This is a genomic window from Gelidibacter pelagius, assembly GCF_017581925.1.
In the GTDB taxonomy this organism is placed as follows: Bacteria; Bacteroidota; Bacteroidia; order Flavobacteriales; family Flavobacteriaceae; genus Gelidibacter; species Gelidibacter pelagius.
Genome location: NZ_JAGEVG010000001.1, coordinates 220,781 through 238,730, shown reverse-complemented (window position 1 = coordinate 238,730; position 17,950 = coordinate 220,781). Strand labels below are relative to the sequence as shown.

Sequence of the window (17,950 nt, the reverse complement as noted above, 5' to 3'; positions counted from 1 at the left end):
CTAATTATTAACTTTTTCTAATACCAATTTACTTTGATTCGCATCTGGCCCTGGAAACCCAACTGTTATATTTAAGTTATTAGAATTTAATTGAATGGTCAAAGTGTTATCTTTTGAAGGATCTACAACATTGTCCATCCATTGAATTTGAATAGGGCGTCTGTTGATTCCTATAGGAAAAACCATAGGATACTCCGTGGTTAAAATTTTAAAATCTACATTTTCCTTTAGGCCGTCACCCACAATTATGGAGTAATCTAATTGCATATCTTGCTCAAGCGGTTTTGAGCTTAAGTAGATATAATAAGAAGCAATATCTCTTCTACTTGAGTTGATATTTGCCGTAGATACATTATTGAAGTTGATATGTACAAAAGGTTCATCAAATACAGATATCTCATCTTTATTACAAGAACTTAATGTGAGGCATAAAACCAATATTGGCAGTACTATATTTTTCATGGGTTTATTTTTTTATTTCGTATACATTATAAACAAGGTTAATACCCTTCATTTTGTATCATGGCTGTGTTGACATCCATTTCCTTTTGAGGAATTGGTAAGATAAATTTGTGGCTTGGGTACAGCACCTCTTTTACACTGGAGGTTGTATTGTCATTACGAATCATATCTTGTTTAGTCCGTGTTAAATCGTATAATCGGTGACCTTCAAAAGCTAATTCTTTTGCTCGTTCTTTGTCTATTAAACGTGCCACCTCCGCTTTGGTGTTTTCCGAGATAGAAATGTCACCAACATCTTTCTGGTAATTACGAGCTAAGAGTGTTTTGATATCATCAATTGCAACATCAATAATGTTTAAATTGTTATTGGCTTCTGCTCTTATCAGGTACATTTCAGAGGTTCTCAATACGATGATGTTATAATATTTTTCGGCAGTGGGCATATCCTTTTTCACATATTTTAAAGTGCCGGATAAATTATTTAGTGTATTTAATTCTAATAATTGAAATCGAATATCGTCAGGGTTTTCATTTAAAAGGCCCATTAGTTTATCACTTGCATAGCCTGAAGGACTTTGCAGATTATAAAATTTAATGATTTCAGGGTTCTTTAATTTTCCATTCAATTTAAATAACGACTCATCCTTAGTAGGCACTTTTAAAAACATATCCAAATACTCTTGCCCCTCTGATAATGGTGTGCTTGCGATAGCTAAAGATGAATACTGAACAGCTTCAGCCCAGTTTTCCATATATAAATAGGTACGTGCCAGCAAACCATACACTGCATTTTTTGAAGCGTAATAAGTAGATTCGCCACTTAAATTATCAGCAAAAAGAGTTTCAGATTCCTTTAAATCCTTCAGAATTTGCGTATAGGTTTCTTTTACAGTACTTCTTGGAACATCATCATCTGAACCTGGCGTTTTCAATAAAACAGGAATCCCTATATGGCTGGCGTCTGTAGTATAATTATACGGTTGTGCATACACTCTTACCAAATCAAAGTGAATAAGCGCTCTTAAAAAGAGGGCCTCTGCTTTGATAATCCTTAATTCGTCTTCGCTTTTTGGGTAAGCTTCAACTAAGGACGGGTAATAGTAGAGGATATTATTGACGTTCACCAATGCTTCATAGGCATCGGTCCAAATACCTCCTACAGCAGTTATTTCTTGATCAGGGTTTGAATCATAATTGTATTGGGCTATCATCGAGTTATCTCCCACGGCGTTTAAATCAAGCATGTCTGCCGCTACATCTGGATAGAGAACAAACTCTTCGCCATAGTATTTATAAACCGAACTATAGGCCCCAGGGAGCGCTGCTCGAACACCGTCCATATCAGAAAAGAAGACAGGGATGGTAGATTTTCCGGTTTGATCAACTTCTAAAAAATCATTGCAGCTGCTGAATAAAAGAACACTGAAAATGGCGATGTAGGTCTTTATATATTTCATTTTTTTCCTTTTAAAAAGTTACATTAATACCCAAAGAAATTTCTGTTTCCATAGGATATCCTCCTATATTGCTTTTGTATGAGTTTCTGTTTTTCTTATCATGAGGTGTCCAAACCAACAAATTATTACCGATCAGTGATACCGCTAATGATTGTAGACCCAATGATTTGGTGAGACCATCATCAAAATTGTAGTTAAACGCGGCATTCTGTATTTTGATATTGGTTTTACTGTACAAGAATCGTGTAGAGTTTCTAACTGATCCTGTACTTACGCCCCACATTGGTTTGGGAGCCAGTGCAAGTTGCCCTTCATTTTGCCATCTGTCTAATTGATTAATAGATTGATTTGCTCTATCAATACTATAACCGTCCGAATTTACACTTCTTGCAAATGAACTAAAACTGTATCCACCAATGGTGTACCCAGCAGTTATACTAAAACTAACTCTATTTTTATAGGAAAAAGTGTTCGTCATACTTCCAAAGACATTTGGATTGGATGATTTTTCAGCCACTCTATTGTTATTGCTAAATTCTTTAGTAATATTTCCTTGAGCATCATACCACATCGGATACCCATCACGAGGATCTACTCCTGCCCAATTAACTAAGTAGTAAGTGTCTGTGCTTTTACCAACTTCCAAACGTTCGTTGCCTAAATTTTTAGGAACATCATTATATAATTTCAATAACTTATTTTGGTTATGGGAAGCAATCAAGCGTGTTTGCCAATTAAAGTTTTTGGTCATTATGTTTTTGGTTTCAACAGTGACTTCAATTCCCTTGTTTTCAAGTTCTCCGACATTCCTAACCATTGTTGTAACACCTGTTAATCTTGACGCATCCAATTTGCTGATTAAGTTTTTAGTTCTATTTTGGTACACCTCTGCTGAAATATCTAAACGATTTTCTAATAAGGCAATTCGAACACCTATATTGGTCATATAAGTAGTCTCCCAACTCAAATCAGGATTTGCACCCGTAGAAATTCCTGCTCCATTTAAATCACCGTATTGATAAGAATCATTGATAACATATACGCCTTCCGGATCTTGATTTCCAAATCTTGAGTTTCCATTGGTTCCGTAACTCCCTTTTAAACTTAAAATATTTATAACATTACTATTGAAAAATGATTCTTTATGAATATTCCAAGAAGCACCTGCGGATAAAAAACTGGCACGACGCACATTTTGTCCAAAATTAGAATTTCCGTCATTTCTACCATTTAGAGATAAATTGTAACGGTTATCGTAGCTATAAGATAGCTGACCTAAATAGGATGCTTTGGTTGTTTTTCTTTTACTACTGTTTCCGTTTCTGAACGAGGCATAGCTCACCTCCCTAATATGGTCATTGACAAAACCTGATCCATAAGATCCGATAGTTGAATAATGATCTGCCCCAAATTCAAGACCTGCCACTCCAGAAATTTCATGCTTATCAAATTGTTTATTAAAATTCACTCTATTGATAACATTCCACTTTAAAAAGTTTGAATTTGAAGCGTAAGCATAGCCTTCAGGTTTCCCTTCCAAATTAATTCCAGACCAGTTTTTCATGGATTTATAAATGTTCTCAATATAATTATTATAGTCCACTCCAATTTGAGAACTCAAGGTAAACACCTCATTAATTTTATAACTTAATTGTGTTGCAGCCTGTAAGGCCAATGCGTTTTGTCCGTTATCATTTTGTTCGCGCTCGGCAAGTCTATTAAAAAATTTTCTTTCTATCCATCTTGGAGTTCCGTCTGGATTTCTACCATCTATAATTTTATACATCTGTCTATAGGTCCCATCTGCATTGTATGGCGAAATAATGGGTAAGGCACTGTGATAATCCTCACGTGGTGTAAACGTTGAATTAATGTTATAAGATCCAACCAATGAAAAATCCAAACTTAACTTATCTGATAATTTGACATTATTGTTAGACCGCAAAGACATACGTTGTTGCTTATTTCCTTTTAGTGCCATATCGTTTTCAAAATATGAACCTGAGATACGGTAGGTTGATTTTTCACTACCGCCAGAAGCTGATAAATTTATCTGGGATGTTGTGCCCACATCAAAAAACACATCATACCAATCTGTATCTGTAGTTGAATAACTGTTCAAGTCATTATCTGTGAAGGGGAAGAGATCCATTGGATTTCCTGCATTTGCGAACGATTCTTTAGCCAAGGTCAGATATTGGTCTGCATTAAGCACCTTAAACTGTGTTCCTCTATTAATAAATGACGCTCCCGATTTTAAAGACAGATTTATTTGAGTTTTATTTGCTTTGCCTCTTTTTGTGGTGACTAATATCACACCATTGGCACCATCGGCGCCATATATCGTGGTAGCAGATGCGTCTTTGAGTACCGTCATCGACTCAATATCATCTGGATTTAAAAATGATAATGGACTCACGCTCGTTTCTATACCTGAGATCATATTCGTGTTATTTCCCGTATTAATTGGGATCCCATCTACAATCCAAAGAGGTTCATTAGATGCAGTTAACGAAGCTTTTCCTCGAACAGTTACAGAGTATCTTGGCCTCGCGCTCGACGCGCCAGTGCTTTGTGGTTTTATTTCCAAGCCCGGAATTATACCTTCCAATAATTGGTCGATACGTTGTTGTGGCAGGTTGGATATGTCCTTTGAGGTAATCTGATAGGCACTGGATACTAAATTAGATTTCTTTTGAGTGGTACCATAATTACTGGTAATAATCACTTCGTCAAGAGATTGGACATCTTCTTTTAGGATAATACGTTTTTCTGTCGCATCATTGATTACTAATTCTTGATTTATGAAACCCATGCTGGTTATTTGCAACACACTCCCTGTAGAAACGCCCTTAATACTAAAATTTCCATCAAAATCGGTAATGGCCCATTTACTTGTATCATTTTTTAACACAATGGTTACGCCACTCAAGGGTTCACCAGAAACATCCGTTACAACACCAGAAATGTCAAATAGTTGTTGGAAAAGTTTGCTGAAAATATTTTTCGTGTTCTGACTTTCATTTTTATAAAGCACCACCTGTTTACCAACCACACGATGTTTAATATCTGTTCCGATTAGGATTATCCCCAACAGACTTGTGATATCTTTATCGATCACATTAAAGCTTACTTCTTGACTTAAATCTGACGTATTTAAACCAGATTGGACAAATACATAACCAGAAGTCTTTTCGATTTCATCAATAACATCTTTAATAGTTCCCTTCTGAATGCTTAAGGTTATTTTACCCGACTGTGAATTTGCTGAAGTGGCATGTAAAGTTGATAATGTTGCAGTCAATAGAATTAAACAATGACTTAAAAGCCTTTTATGAATAGATGGTAACATATTGAAAAGAAATTTGCTTGGAAGGTTTTGGTTCATTATTAATGGTTTCTAAGTGACATTTATATATTAGTTAAATAGCCTATTTCTCTTTCACTTTAAACGAGGTGTTTGATAATGTGGAAAGTGTTTCTAATACATCTCTAAGATTTGACGACAAATAAATTTTACCGGTACAGGTCTTACCAATAAATTCATTTTCAGTCTCTAAGAAAGTAACATTGTAATATCTTGATAATTCTAACAAAACATCTTCTATAGGTGTTTCATCAAATTCCAAATAGCCATTTTTCCATGAGGTGTAGAATTTAGGATCAACCCCTTTTTTCACCAATTGTGATGGTGTAATTTCTAAAGATTCGTTGGGCGTCATAAGAGAACTCATATCATTCTGCGCAGTAACATTCACAGAGCCTTCTACTAAAACGACTCTTTGGTTTTCAGAACCTTCATAAGCTTTTACATTAAATGCCGTTCCGTACACATTGACATCAAAATTAGAAGTATTTACTATGAACGGTTTTAATTGATTTTTTGAAACTTCAATATAAATTTCACCCTCTATATAAACATTTCGAGTGCTGTCATTAAATTTGGAAGGAAATTTAACGGTAGAGCCTGAATTAATCCACAGTTTTGACCCATCGGCCAATACTAATTCGGAGCGCTTCCCGAATGGAACTTTCAAAATATTATACGTGGTGGTATCACTCAATTCTATGTTCTCCCCTTGTAAATTTATGACACCTTCTTCTTTTACGGTCAACACCTCATTATCTGAAAACAAAAAGGTTTTATTATTTGTAATCAACTGTACAGGAAGCTTTTCATTAGATTTCTCAACCAAAACTTCAAAATCTTTTGGTTGATTTAATGTTGTAAAGATCCCTAACGACAGAAAAACAAAAACAACAGCGGTGGCCACAAACAAAGATTTTCGTCGCTTGCGTCGTTTTATAATGTTATGTGTGGCTGGTTCTTTAAAAATTCTGTTATGTAAATGCTTACGATCCTCAGACGGTATAAACTCCTTGTTGACTTTAACTGTATTCAAAATAGCAACAGCCTTCTCAAAATTGGAGTTGTCCTCAGGATGATTCTTTAGGTGCTTTTCCCAATAACATACAGAATCAGGATCTTTAGTAAGCATATAGAAAATAAAAACATCATTTTCTAAGAAGTCTTCTACGGTCATTTGTTGGTTGTCCTTGTTTAAAAAGTTTTCACTCTATATACAAGACTGAGATATCACTAGTATATCACCTATTTAAACGTTAATGATTTGTTAAAATAAAATCAGGGGAGGAATTAGTTCTTGGGACAGGTTAAGAATAGGTAAAAATTACCAATGTTATTTTTACGAAGATGTTTTAATGCTTTCAACATTAGGTTTCTACATGCAGGTAGGGTGATTTCCAAAATTTCAGAAATTTGCAGGTAATTATATTCTTGAGTAAAACGTAAATAAATTATCTCTCTTTGCCTGGGGGTCAAACTTTGTAAAACCTCTTGCATTTTAGTTTTTAGAAATATTTTATACTCTTGATCCATTAATACATCTTCGATATTAACCTCAAATTCAAAAGGCAAATCATTTTTTTCAAGGTCATATACTGAATAAATTTTACTTCTTTTATATTCATCTAAAAGTTCGTTTCTAACACTTTTTAATAAGTAAGCTTTTGAATTGTTTTTATAATTTAGCCCCTTATTACTAAGCAGTTTTTGAAATACGTCATGAATAGCATCCATAACTGTACTATTATTAAAACCAAGGTGTAGACCATAAGCATATAAATCATCCACGTGTTTCTTATATATACTCTCTATTTTTTCCATTTACCCTACAAAACTCCCTTCCATTAAATATGAATTTAAAAATACTCACGTATTCAGCAAAGTTGTAAAAAAGATTTCTTTATTAAGAATCAAAAAAACATATAATTTGTTAATTTATTGAATCTTCTTAATTCAACCATAATTTGCGATTAAAAACTTGAAAACTTAAGGTAAATTCTCAGAATTCAAGTCCACATCATAAATTTTATACTATGAAAAATCAGAAGCAATTGACCATAAAACAAAGATATTAAATAGAAGCATATCAGGCAGGATTAAACTTAAAACTAAATTCTATCATTGGAGTTAACACGCATGTTAAATTCACGAGAACAACAGTAAAAACAAATTAATTGTTGCAAAAGATAAACTTCCCGAAGAACTCTATCTCCTTTTGTCCCTACCCTTGGTTTGCAATTTGTTGAAATTCGTCATGCTCAAGTACTTGATCCCCTCGGTAGTTCTTCTTTATTGAAAAGCACTTCATCTATGCAGATCAAGAGTTTGTTCGCCCAATCTGCGTTGAACTGGCTACGGAAGCTGCCGTTGGTCAATTAGCTCATGTTTGTTGTCAAGAACAATTTTAAACCATTTAAGTAAGGTGGTTTTGCTCGTAGATTGCTCTTTGAAGAACAAACAGAGAATGGGCAAGATCTGAATCGGCTGCTCAATCAACAGTTGCCCATAATCCAGTCCCAGGTTGAGCTGCTCACCAAAAACATGTTCCAGCAGTCGCATCGTATAGAAAAACTCACCTTCTTTTGGTTGGTGGAGCAAGGGCGAATATATGTTATAGAACCCATGCATTCCCTTACAAAGTTAAGATTGCTGAGAAGACAGGTAAACCCATCATATTTTTTGATCATTCCAATAAACTTCTTCCATAATCCTACCGGATGGTTTCCATGGAATAGGGGACGATTGTCTCGTTGAAGTGTCAGGCGATGGTTGGAATTTGCATCAATTTATAATACGTCGTACCCAACCGGATATAAGTTGATGTTTTCATGATCTATATTTTTTATTGGACAGCAACAATAGGGAAATAACGAGTGCTTTAGAATTCCTCTAATGTTTTCTTTATAAAAAAATTAAATTGGGAAATTATTAGATGATAGCTAATGCTATTGAGACTTCCTTTCGAACATCGTCATAATCGCCATCATGGATAACTAAAGACCATTTGGAATAACTTGTGGGAATTGTTTTCAGATTTATTTCGGCATTCTGAAAGGTAAAACGTTCGCAGATAAGCATGTTCAACGCCTCCTTGGGTTTAGTGTCCATTCTAAAGATGCCACCTCGGACGATCAGGTCGAAAAATGTAAATAGAAATCTAATGTTTCCTGATTGTTTGTTCTTTGGGATTTCCCTGATGACGATTTTTTGCTCTGTTGGTAGTCCATTAATGAGTCGAAGTGAGTTCTCTACATCATTACTGTCAAAACCAAAAAAAACGGTATCGATTCTCGATGGGGTAAATGGCACAAAAAAGAAAATCCTTGGACATTATTCTTAAATAATTTCTCGGACTTGAACCAAGTAATTACAAGCAAGAGGGATAAACTGAACAATAAAGAAACGAAAATATAGCTTGCTATAATTTGTGTTATCGAATAATCGCTACCTGAAATTAAGAAATAAAGTGTCAACGGCACTATACCAAAAACGCATATTACGAAGAAAAGAAAGTCTGTTGGTTGTCAAAGTACCATGCTTTAAACATAATAATTTCAGATCACCTTTACTTTGATATAGCCAATTGGCACATATTTCTCCTAAGCGTTCCACAACATAAAGATAAGAATAAATGAAAGCAAAAGAAAGATGTATTGTTGTACTCATATTGTACAGAGGCATAAACAACAAAGCCTTTCAATTTCTTGAAAGGCTTGTCTTTACTGATGTGGTCCCACCTGAATTCAAACTAATAGACCAATAAAGAGTGTTATATACTAGAACGGAGTGATTACTTGAATTCGATTAATAAAAAACAGCAATAGGCGTAACAGTATGCGTACAAAGGTTTGAGCATCAATTGAAATTTTAGCTTAGAAAGCGTTTAATCCATTTAGAAAATTGACATCCACATCATTAAATCTTACAAATGCTTGATAGATGTGTCTAAGCAAAACATTTCTTTCAAGATTATTATTCTCCTCTCTCCAATTGTTTATAATAGGATTTAATTCAACTCTACCTCGTGCTGCCATGCTAAAAGGTGTCACTACATGAAAAATTTTTTCTATTACCCTATCGTTTTCAAATAGTCCGTGATTGGGAGGGATTATAACTCTTGCTTGAAAAATGATTTTTGTCTTTAAAATATTTCGAACTATAATCCTGTTGTCTATATTCGCTTCGGCCCAATTAAGCCTTATTCGACCATTATTATCTTCCAAAAAAAATTGAATTGAACAACCCAAATCCTGTAGACCTCTAACAAATAAATCAAAAGCATTTGCGTGTGAATTAACATTTATCCTCCCAACAAGGGCATTGGCCCCATTGTTTGCATGTGTAGATAGCCCTCTAACACTAAATGTACTGGAAGTGTTAAATAGAATTCTATTCAAATTAATGTTATTGATAATTTGTTTTAACAATCCTTTATAAATCTGAATATTTCTTAAGTAGCTATCTTCATGCCCATAATCCATCCTTTTGGTTGAATAAATTATATCCGAATAATTAATTTCATTATTTTGTAGAAAATCAATTAGTGAATGTTTTGCATCTTGTCGATTTGGATTTTCAAAAACATTATCCAACAATAAATTCCACATACTAGCCTGAGGTGAATTACCGTGAAAGAAAGGAATAGCAGGTTTAGTTATTATTCCTTCATTGGCATTAAATAAGATGTCCAAACCGTTATTTACCAAAATTTGATTGTCATTCAAATAACTGATTGGTGGAAACGTTCCTACAATATACTTATCATAATCCTTTAGCTTGATTTCGCTTAAATAAGGATGAATTTCCACTGGAGGCTCTTGAGGTAAGTGGAAATCGTCCTCTATCAGTTGATCTATAAAACTCTGGTTATTTTCTTGTAGAGAATTTAAATAATGATCTTCGTTCATGTTAGGATCTATTTTTCTTAAAACCATTTCACAAGTAGTATAAATTAAACAATCAGCCTTAAATATATATTCAAAAATCCATTAAATTGTCACACAGCCACTTTTTAATCCGTTGAAAGTAAGACTGCATTTTTTTAAAAATAGGTTTTCGATTAAAAAATAATTTTACTCATTTGATCTATAAAAGAAGAACTACTTCTTTTAAATAGGATACTATAATCTTTCTCAGAAGGAGGAATGACCAAAAAAATAACATAAAAAGGTATTTCCTTTCCCATTACACTCATGTATTCTGTAATTACGGAATCAGCAGTTTTAAGTCTATCTTCTAAAATTGGGTATATAAACCCGCAACCGCCTATCTTTTGTTTGTTACCAAATTGACCAACATAAGTATGTAATTGAAAAAGATCCTCTCGATTAGCCCCATACCTAAAATCAAATGACTTGTATTTCACATCAAATACAAATCTCCCTTTATCACTATCGATTATGATATCGGGTTCAAGTTTTCTTTTAAAATCTATATTTCCTGTAGGTATTTGTAATCGTTTATCAAACTTACTGTTGACATGAAACTTCTTGCGAATTAGAAGTTTTCGAATGAAATATTCAAATAACATGGACACATCAAAAAAGAAAGCATTGTTATTTTCGGCATTACCAAATTCTGTTGATTGTTGTTTAATTAGAAGTTTGGACAGATCAATTACATCATTGTAATCACTATAAAATGGATTAGAGAAATATGGAGTATTTATTAAGTCTCGAAGGGTTGACCTCTTTCCCTCTGTTGCAGAAACAAAAGCATTTTTAACAGAATTCAAATCTTCCAAAAACGGACTACCTTTCTTTTGATTAAACACCTCAAGTATCAATTGTGCAGCCCTATTATTATAGCTATGCTCACGATAATTACATAGATATTTACCATCTCTGGACATGTAATAGTCTAATGAATCTAATTGACCTTTGACTTTATTTAATCGACTCTTCTTGTTAATATATTGCTTGGGCAATCCTAAACGAAACGCCTTTTTAAGCTTTGTCTTCCATAAATAAACCAATAACCATTCAAAACCTTCATAGCCTGAAGTTCCACCCAGATTATCGGCCTCAACAAAGCCATCTGCATCAGATATGATTTGTCTTAAAAAGCTATCTCCGAAGCGCGAAGAAATCTTTAAGCTATTATCACCTTGTTTAACAAACCCAATCAAATTACCTGTGGTTAAGGTAAATTGATTAATATTTATGCCTTGTACATTAATGAAATCATCATCTGTGTTATGCTCATATTCCTTATTATTAAATAGAATAATTGACGTCTCCTTATTACCCTTAATAGCAGAATTCACTTCTGAATTGACAGTATTCAAAAATTGCCATATAGAGTCTTCGTTATTCCATTTATTGGTCCATTGTCCCCTACTTTTTTTATTTAATCGAATAGGTTTAAATAACCTCTGATTGGTAAAAATTGCATCTAAGACTTCGTATCGTTGATTATCAACAAGTGTATTATTGTGCAGTATATTAAATAGCCAATCCTGCATTATCTAATTCCAAAGCTACTTGACAATGTTGACATAATATCATTGCGACCTGTACCTCTTAAATATTCTTCAAGTAGAGAACATAAGCTATCATTCCAAATTGTTTTCTTAACCTCCGATAATGATAAATCTTCAGCATAAGGAAGTTCCCAAAAATAGGCATGACCAATACAATAGTCTTTGCCAAGCAAAGGCTCATTCTCAATTGCATCATTTAGTGCTTTTAAGCTTTTAGACAAGTCGACCCATTTCTTATTGTATTCTTCTAAATGATATTTTAATAGCTGAGTATCAGGTATTACCTCTTCCCATCTAAACCTTCTACGTAAGGCGAAATCAAAGCTTTCTACACTACGATCTATTGTATTCATGGTTGCAATAATATAAAGGTTATTCGGAACAAAAAACTGATAACCATTTCCAAGTTTAATCATACCTGAATGCTCAGAATTTAATTGAGCATACTGTGTTTTTAATTTACCTGCAACCCCTCGATACTCCAAACAATACATTAATTCTCCAAAGACTCGACTGATCTCGGCTCGATTTATCTCATCGATTACAATAAAATATGGAGGCACTACGTCAATCAATTTTTTATTTGGATTCTCAGAAAATATAAATTCCCAGTAATCTCCAGAGAGTTTTTCTCTATAAGGTATAATATCGCTCACAGTTGCTTTATGAAATTCAAATTCTACATCAATTTTAGCCATATCAACCTCCCATTTCCCCGCCTCGATACATATGTTCTTGAAAATACCATTCTCTAAGGTCAGTTTTCCTTCCAAATTTGGACGTAGTCCTTCTATAAAATCTTCATAAGAATATGAGGGATGAAATTGAACTGTCTCAATGACGTCATCAATAGTTATGTCAGTCAACTCAGGATAGTTGTTTTTCCAAATTCTGAATTGTAGCTTACATGTTTCTTTAGCCTTATAGGTCTTACCAGTTCCTGGAGCCCCATACTTTACAATTTGTTTTTTTAGACTAAATGGATTTGAAAGATTTGTATACATCTCCCAATAAAACAGACTAATCCAATAATCATCAACTTTTGCAACATTGCTTAAACTGCTTTTAAGATGCTCCATTACAAACTGACTCCTGCTAAACCAATCGAAGGGAGCATTTTGAGGATAAGGTTCGACCAATTCTTGATCTTCGAGCCATCTATATACTTGATTAAATTTACCCTCATCAACAGTACTAGTTACAGTTAAAGTGCATGCCGCAATTGCCCTATTAACTAATACAGGATTTTTACTTTCTTTTGTGGATGACCAGAAGTCCTTTAGCTTTTGATATGTCTCGGAATTTGGATCAAGAATAAGGTCTTCAATAACCTCATCAAAACTAACAGAATCTTTAAACTTCTGCAGATAATTCTCACTAAGCACTGACTGGCCTCGAGACGAAATGCCATTAGATTGGTCGTAAAGTAGCTTTTTAATAAAAGCATCAAAAGGAGATTCCTCTTTACCGAAAATGGTATCAGCATATGTAGAGCTATCACGAAGTTTTTTACCTGACTCTAAAGCTGTTCTTATCCTCTGAACGTCCGTTGTAAATTCTCTATATTCATTATGCCAAGCTGTTAGTTCATGTTTTCTATTATCTACTAAATATGTATATATTGTTGCCAGTCGATTATTCATTCTTTCTAGTTTTTCGTCAAATTAATATTTATCATCGCCAAACCATGACGCGCTCTACTATTCTTTATAATCCCTAATTCGAACACAGCAATTGAACTTTATGGTAAAGAAGCTATAGTATTGCAACTTACCTATAACTCAACTCGACTTAATAATCGATCCAAACTTTTTGAAATTGAATTCAGCTCAACAGGAATATTTGAATCTCCGTTCAAGCAAAATACCTCTATACCTAAATCCTGACATTTTTCTAAAAGATGATCCTTCGGTTTAAAAAATGAAGCAAGTATTGATTTTGAACTAAGACCGCCATAAAGTTTACTAACAGTTCTAATTTTATTTAAATCTGATTGAGTTACAATACCTGATTTACACTCAATAAAAAAAACATTGTGACCTGTATTAACAAGAATATCTATTTCATTTTTGTCCATATTCGCATCCTTATTTGACTTAATAGCCAGACTCATATGTACGTCCACAGCCGATTTCCATTTACTGATAGCCATACCTATAATTAGTTCCCACCATAACCCAGTTGTCAAAATCTTAAAGGAATTTTTCCCCTCAGCATTGAGGCTAAATCTTGGTGCTTTTACACAAAGGATATTAGATCTCCAAGAGATTTCATATTTTGAATTAGAGAAAGAAAAATTCCTCAACTCAGAATCTATTCTCAAGGATCTAAATAACTTGAATAATTCACCTATCCCAGACTTATCCTTCCTTAACTCTAATATTGAGTTTGCCAATTTCATCTCTTCTTCATTAAATGCTTTCAAAGTAGATGAGGTGAAATTATTATGATCAGATAAGGAAAGAAACATTTTAGTCGAAATTAAGGAACTTATTTTGGTTTTGGAACCATCGGATAAATCGATAATATTTTGCTTTTGATCAACATAAAAACTAAAACAGTCTAAACTCTTAAAAACCTGTTGACTGGCCAATGCCATTAACTTGGTTCCACTGGTTAAGTTTAATTCAAAATCAACACCCTCATAATTACAAATTATATCAGTAACTGTTTCTTGAATTGAGTCATAGTCATAAGGATCAATTTGATAGTCAAATATCCGAACACCTTCAAACAATCTAACTAAACGAGTTTTATGTCTAACTGTCTCTTTCGTATAAAGAATATGAACAACTTTCGGTTTCCTTTCAAGCACACCAAGATATACAGGTAGAAGTTGACCTCCTAATAAAACAATTTGATGCGTCATTACTTTAAAAATATTTCTGGTTGGTCTACGTCAGGATTATATACAGTCTTTAATATCTCGGATCCTGGTAGCGGTTTACGGAGTTCTTTTATGTACTCTTCAAAATCAACATATGTGATTCTAAATCTATAGTCTTTCCCAAAAATGGCGGCTGAGGCAACCATAGATTTTTTGCCTCCTGTTATGTCAAGAGTAATATTTGTCGTATTTACTTTATACAAGATTTCTTTCAACGATTTGTAAATAGATTGAAAATCCGGAGAATCAACTATAATAAGCTCAAAATCATCATCCAGATGCTGGTGGATGCGATCAAGAATATCCTCTCGAATCTCCGTAGTCAAAATATAATGATGAGCTGGTTTAACCGCTCTAGCAGTTAATATAAGCGGCTCAGGAGAAAAGCCTAGTAATGATATTAAGACTCCACTTTCTGAAAACTCAGATTGGTATTTATCGCAAAAAATAGAAATTACCTCGGGAAATAATTTCTCATAGTATAAATTTTCAGCCAATTTAAAATTACCCTGGCTTGCCAAATCACGCCATTCTTCTAGATATTTAAGTGTGTTTTCCATTTAATTGTTTACTACATCTATTTCTTTATACTTTAGTAAGTAAGATTGCATATTGTAACTTTTATTTTTTGATTTATTAATAACATTAATATTACTTCTCTCCATTTCCACGTCGTACTCGATATCTGAAATTCTCATTTTCAAAACATTTTTATCCTCATCAGTTAATAAATATATAGGATTTTTAAAAACCTCATCTTTAATCTCAATATCGGTATAGATTATACAGCTCGAAGGAAAACTAGGTTTTTCGATGTTTTTAAATCCTGCATAAACATCATACATATCATAATATGTTTGCTTAGAAGGATTAATAGTAAAATAGAAAGGTGCCGTTTCAATTTGCCATTCTACAAAATTCTTAAAGTCAGTAAGCTGGTTCTCCTGTATTATTGCGCCAACCTCAAAACCATTTATTAGACCGTGATTACCATCAATATTTGCCGTAAACAAAATGCCTTTGTCTCCTGAATAAATACCTTTTGAGTGATTAAAGTAATCTCCATAAATCTCGATTCCGATTTGCTTTAATTTCAAACAACTTTCTAAATGATCCTTTCTATGATTCATTGCTCTACAAAATAGTTTTATTGCAAGGCCTCTATTGTTAGCCTTTCTGAGCTCTTCTACAAATTCAGAAATTTCATCTAATCCTACAACAGAATACGTTGAAATAAAAATATCGGATTTAGCCTCTTTAATCAATTGAACAATGCTTTCGTACAAAGAGTTGTTTAAGTTTTCCCAAGTGAATTTTATGCTTGATTCATCAATTAATTCGAGTATTTCTTCTGTAATATGTGTAGAACGCGATGAGATTAGTTGCTTTTTTCCTGATGTTGTAAAACCGACATACTCTGTTCCTTTTTGAAAAAGAATATCAAAAAGCTTATCTAACTCTCTATAGCCTTTCTCTTTTTTGAGAATAACACCTGTTTCTGGATTCGTATTTAAAGATGGAGATGTAATATTCGCACTCATAAGTAGTGCGTCACAATTATCGCAAACAATAAACTTTGCATGTGCCGAAGTTGCCGCTCTCACGTGTGCACCAAGACCATAAAGCCTTGTAATAATTGACATATGCTCTTTACCTTGTCTAGAAGATACTTCTTCAGGTAAAAAGTCAAAATTGAATTTTTTATCATCTAGTTGAGTAAGTAAAAAAACAGCCACATCTGTATTCTTGCATTTCTCTAATAACTCAAAAGCAATTTCCTCATCACTAATTATAAAAGAACACAGTTTAATTACTTTAACTGAACTTCTTATAAGTTTAATTATATGGTTTTTAATTTGAGGATATCCATCAAGTGTGAATAATAAGTTAGGGTACTCTCCTAATTTAGCTTGTGTTCTATTATCATTCAAGACAAAATAACCCCCTTCAAAAATCTCTTTATCTATTAAGCTGTTATTCATTTTTTAGGTTTAACATATGATTAGATATATCTATTTCTTCCAATAATCTGTATTCTTCTAATGCAACTAAAATATGTCTATGATTATTATAAGCCATAATCTTAAGCAGTATTTTTTCTTCAGGAAAGCGTTTGCTAGTTAAATCATCGACAAGGATAGAAAGCTCAACAGCATCTTTTATAAAATCATCGTCAGCAATGAAATCAAAGAATATGATCCAAACGCCGGATGTTATTTTGTTTTTTAAAAAATAATCTGTACCTCGTTTTATATTTTCAAGAAGTTTCTTTTTTAACTTTGTTTTTTGAAATACTTCCTTGGTAACTTTTAATCCAATAGAATTTGACTCACGATTAACATCTGTTAGTTCTAAGTCTTCAATTTGATATTGCTTACAAAAGAAACCTTTTAAGTCTTCTTTAGAAAAAAGAAACAATCTATCCTCATCTCTTATTAAATCTATTTCTCTCCAATTCGATTCAAAATTATATTGAGTACTACCGTCTCTCGAATTTCGTTCATCTAATCTAAGTTCTAAATTCTTAATTCTCTTTTCTAAATTTGGAAGAAATACGGTGAGGTGATCATCTTTTCCTAAAGAATCAAAACCGTTAATTAACTTACGTTTTAAAACACCGTTATTTTCAAACAAACCAATAAAAACAGGTAAGGTGCATACGCTGTAAGTAAGAGAAGATAATGTTTTTAACCCTAAAGGAATATTATAGTCGCCTCGTTCATTTATCTGCACGTCTAAAAGATTTTTTTCGATAATCTGCCTTTGAATAGGCTGATGAGTTAAGTCTGGAGAAAATGGTCTATTGGAAACAGTCTCTCCATTCTTGTTTGTGAAGTGATTATAATCACTCTCAAAAATATATTCTTCTTTATATTTAATACCATAAAGCTCTTTAGGAAGTGGTTTAAGGCTTATCCCATCAATAATAAAATCTTGAGAGACATGATGTTCCATTTTCTCTTCCTCGATATTAATATAGTTCAGACCTAAATTAGTTAACACATCGTCTTTATCTATATATTCATTTTTATGCATATAGCTTTTTCTGCTGGAAATGACAGAAGACGGTAAAGAAAGTAACTTGGCTATGTCATCATCATTAAAAGATCGATAGATTTTAGAACTATTTAAAACTACTTTATCTAATCCATAAAGAATATGAGGTTTAGTGTCAACTATCTCAGTATGGATATAATAAATAGGATATTGAATACTTACAACTGCTTTTAAGTTATTATTAGCTTCAGATTCTAAATCAATAAAACGCGCTATGTCTAGTCTATAGTTTGCCATCG

The 17,950-nt window shown here is 33.1% G+C and carries 14 protein-coding genes; all 14 read right to left on the bottom strand.

The features are described from left to right. Positions 1–462: a hypothetical protein gene (locus tag J4051_RS01035; RefSeq protein WP_208231751.1), complete on the bottom strand. Its 462-nt coding sequence runs from the start codon at positions 460–462 to the stop codon at positions 1–3. A gap of 38 nt (positions 463–500) precedes the next feature. Next, complete coding sequence (locus J4051_RS01030; protein WP_208231750.1) at positions 501–1,919, bottom strand: RagB/SusD family nutrient uptake outer membrane protein; 1,419 nt, start codon at positions 1,917–1,919, stop codon at positions 501–503. 10 nt (positions 1,920–1,929) lie between these two features. Continuing rightward, complete coding sequence (locus J4051_RS01025; RefSeq protein WP_236027141.1) at positions 1,930–5,271, bottom strand: SusC/RagA family TonB-linked outer membrane protein; 3,342 nt, start codon at positions 5,269–5,271, stop codon at positions 1,930–1,932. A 79-nt stretch (positions 5,272–5,350) separates the two neighbouring features. Further along, on the bottom strand, positions 5,351–6,463 hold the full coding sequence (locus J4051_RS01020) for a FecR family protein (RefSeq protein WP_208231748.1): 1,113 nt from the start codon (positions 6,461–6,463) through the stop codon (positions 5,351–5,353). Positions 6,464–6,576: 113 nt separating this feature from the next. Next, positions 6,577–7,107, bottom strand: coding sequence for an RNA polymerase sigma factor (locus J4051_RS01015; RefSeq protein ID WP_208231747.1), 531 nt, complete (start codon positions 7,105–7,107; stop codon positions 6,577–6,579). Positions 7,108–7,638: 531 nt separating this feature from the next. After that, positions 7,639–7,914, bottom strand: coding sequence for a hypothetical protein (locus tag J4051_RS01010; protein ID WP_208231746.1), 276 nt, complete (start codon positions 7,912–7,914; stop codon positions 7,639–7,641). A 300-nt stretch (positions 7,915–8,214) separates the two neighbouring features. After that, entirely contained in the window at positions 8,215–8,595 is a 381-nt protein-coding gene (locus J4051_RS01005) for a hypothetical protein (RefSeq protein WP_208231745.1), read from the bottom strand. A gap of 563 nt (positions 8,596–9,158) precedes the next feature. Continuing rightward, on the bottom strand, positions 9,159–10,193 hold the full coding sequence (locus J4051_RS01000; RefSeq protein ID WP_208231744.1) for a hypothetical protein: 1,035 nt from the start codon (positions 10,191–10,193) through the stop codon (positions 9,159–9,161). 152 nt (positions 10,194–10,345) lie between these two features. Beyond that, entirely contained in the window at positions 10,346–11,749 is a 1,404-nt protein-coding gene (locus tag J4051_RS00995) for a 5-methylcytosine restriction system specificity protein McrC (protein ID WP_208231743.1), read from the bottom strand. Continuing rightward, positions 11,749–13,410 (bottom strand): McrB family protein, encoded by a 1,662-nt coding sequence (locus J4051_RS00990; protein WP_208231742.1) that lies wholly within the window; start codon positions 13,408–13,410, stop codon positions 11,749–11,751. The genes J4051_RS00995 and J4051_RS00990 overlap by 1 nt, the downstream gene beginning before the upstream one ends. Before the next feature lie 131 nt (positions 13,411–13,541). After that, complete coding sequence (locus J4051_RS00985) at positions 13,542–14,636, bottom strand: Card1-like endonuclease domain-containing protein (protein ID WP_208231741.1); 1,095 nt, start codon at positions 14,634–14,636, stop codon at positions 13,542–13,544. Beyond that, positions 14,636–15,214 carry a DUF1887 family protein gene (locus J4051_RS00980; protein ID WP_208231740.1) on the bottom strand — a complete coding sequence of 193 codons (579 nt, stop codon included), beginning with the start codon at positions 15,212–15,214 and terminating at the stop codon, positions 14,636–14,638. The genes J4051_RS00985 and J4051_RS00980 overlap by 1 nt, the downstream gene beginning before the upstream one ends. After that, positions 15,215–16,636, bottom strand: a complete 1,422-nt coding sequence (locus J4051_RS00975; protein ID WP_208231739.1) for a phospholipase D-like domain-containing protein — start codon at positions 16,634–16,636, stop codon at positions 15,215–15,217. Further along, positions 16,629–17,948: a hypothetical protein gene (locus J4051_RS00970; RefSeq protein WP_208231738.1), complete on the bottom strand. Its 1,320-nt coding sequence runs from the start codon at positions 17,946–17,948 to the stop codon at positions 16,629–16,631. Before J4051_RS00970 ends, J4051_RS00975 begins: the two co-directional genes overlap by 8 nt. Positions 17,949–17,950: the final 2 nt, after the last annotated feature.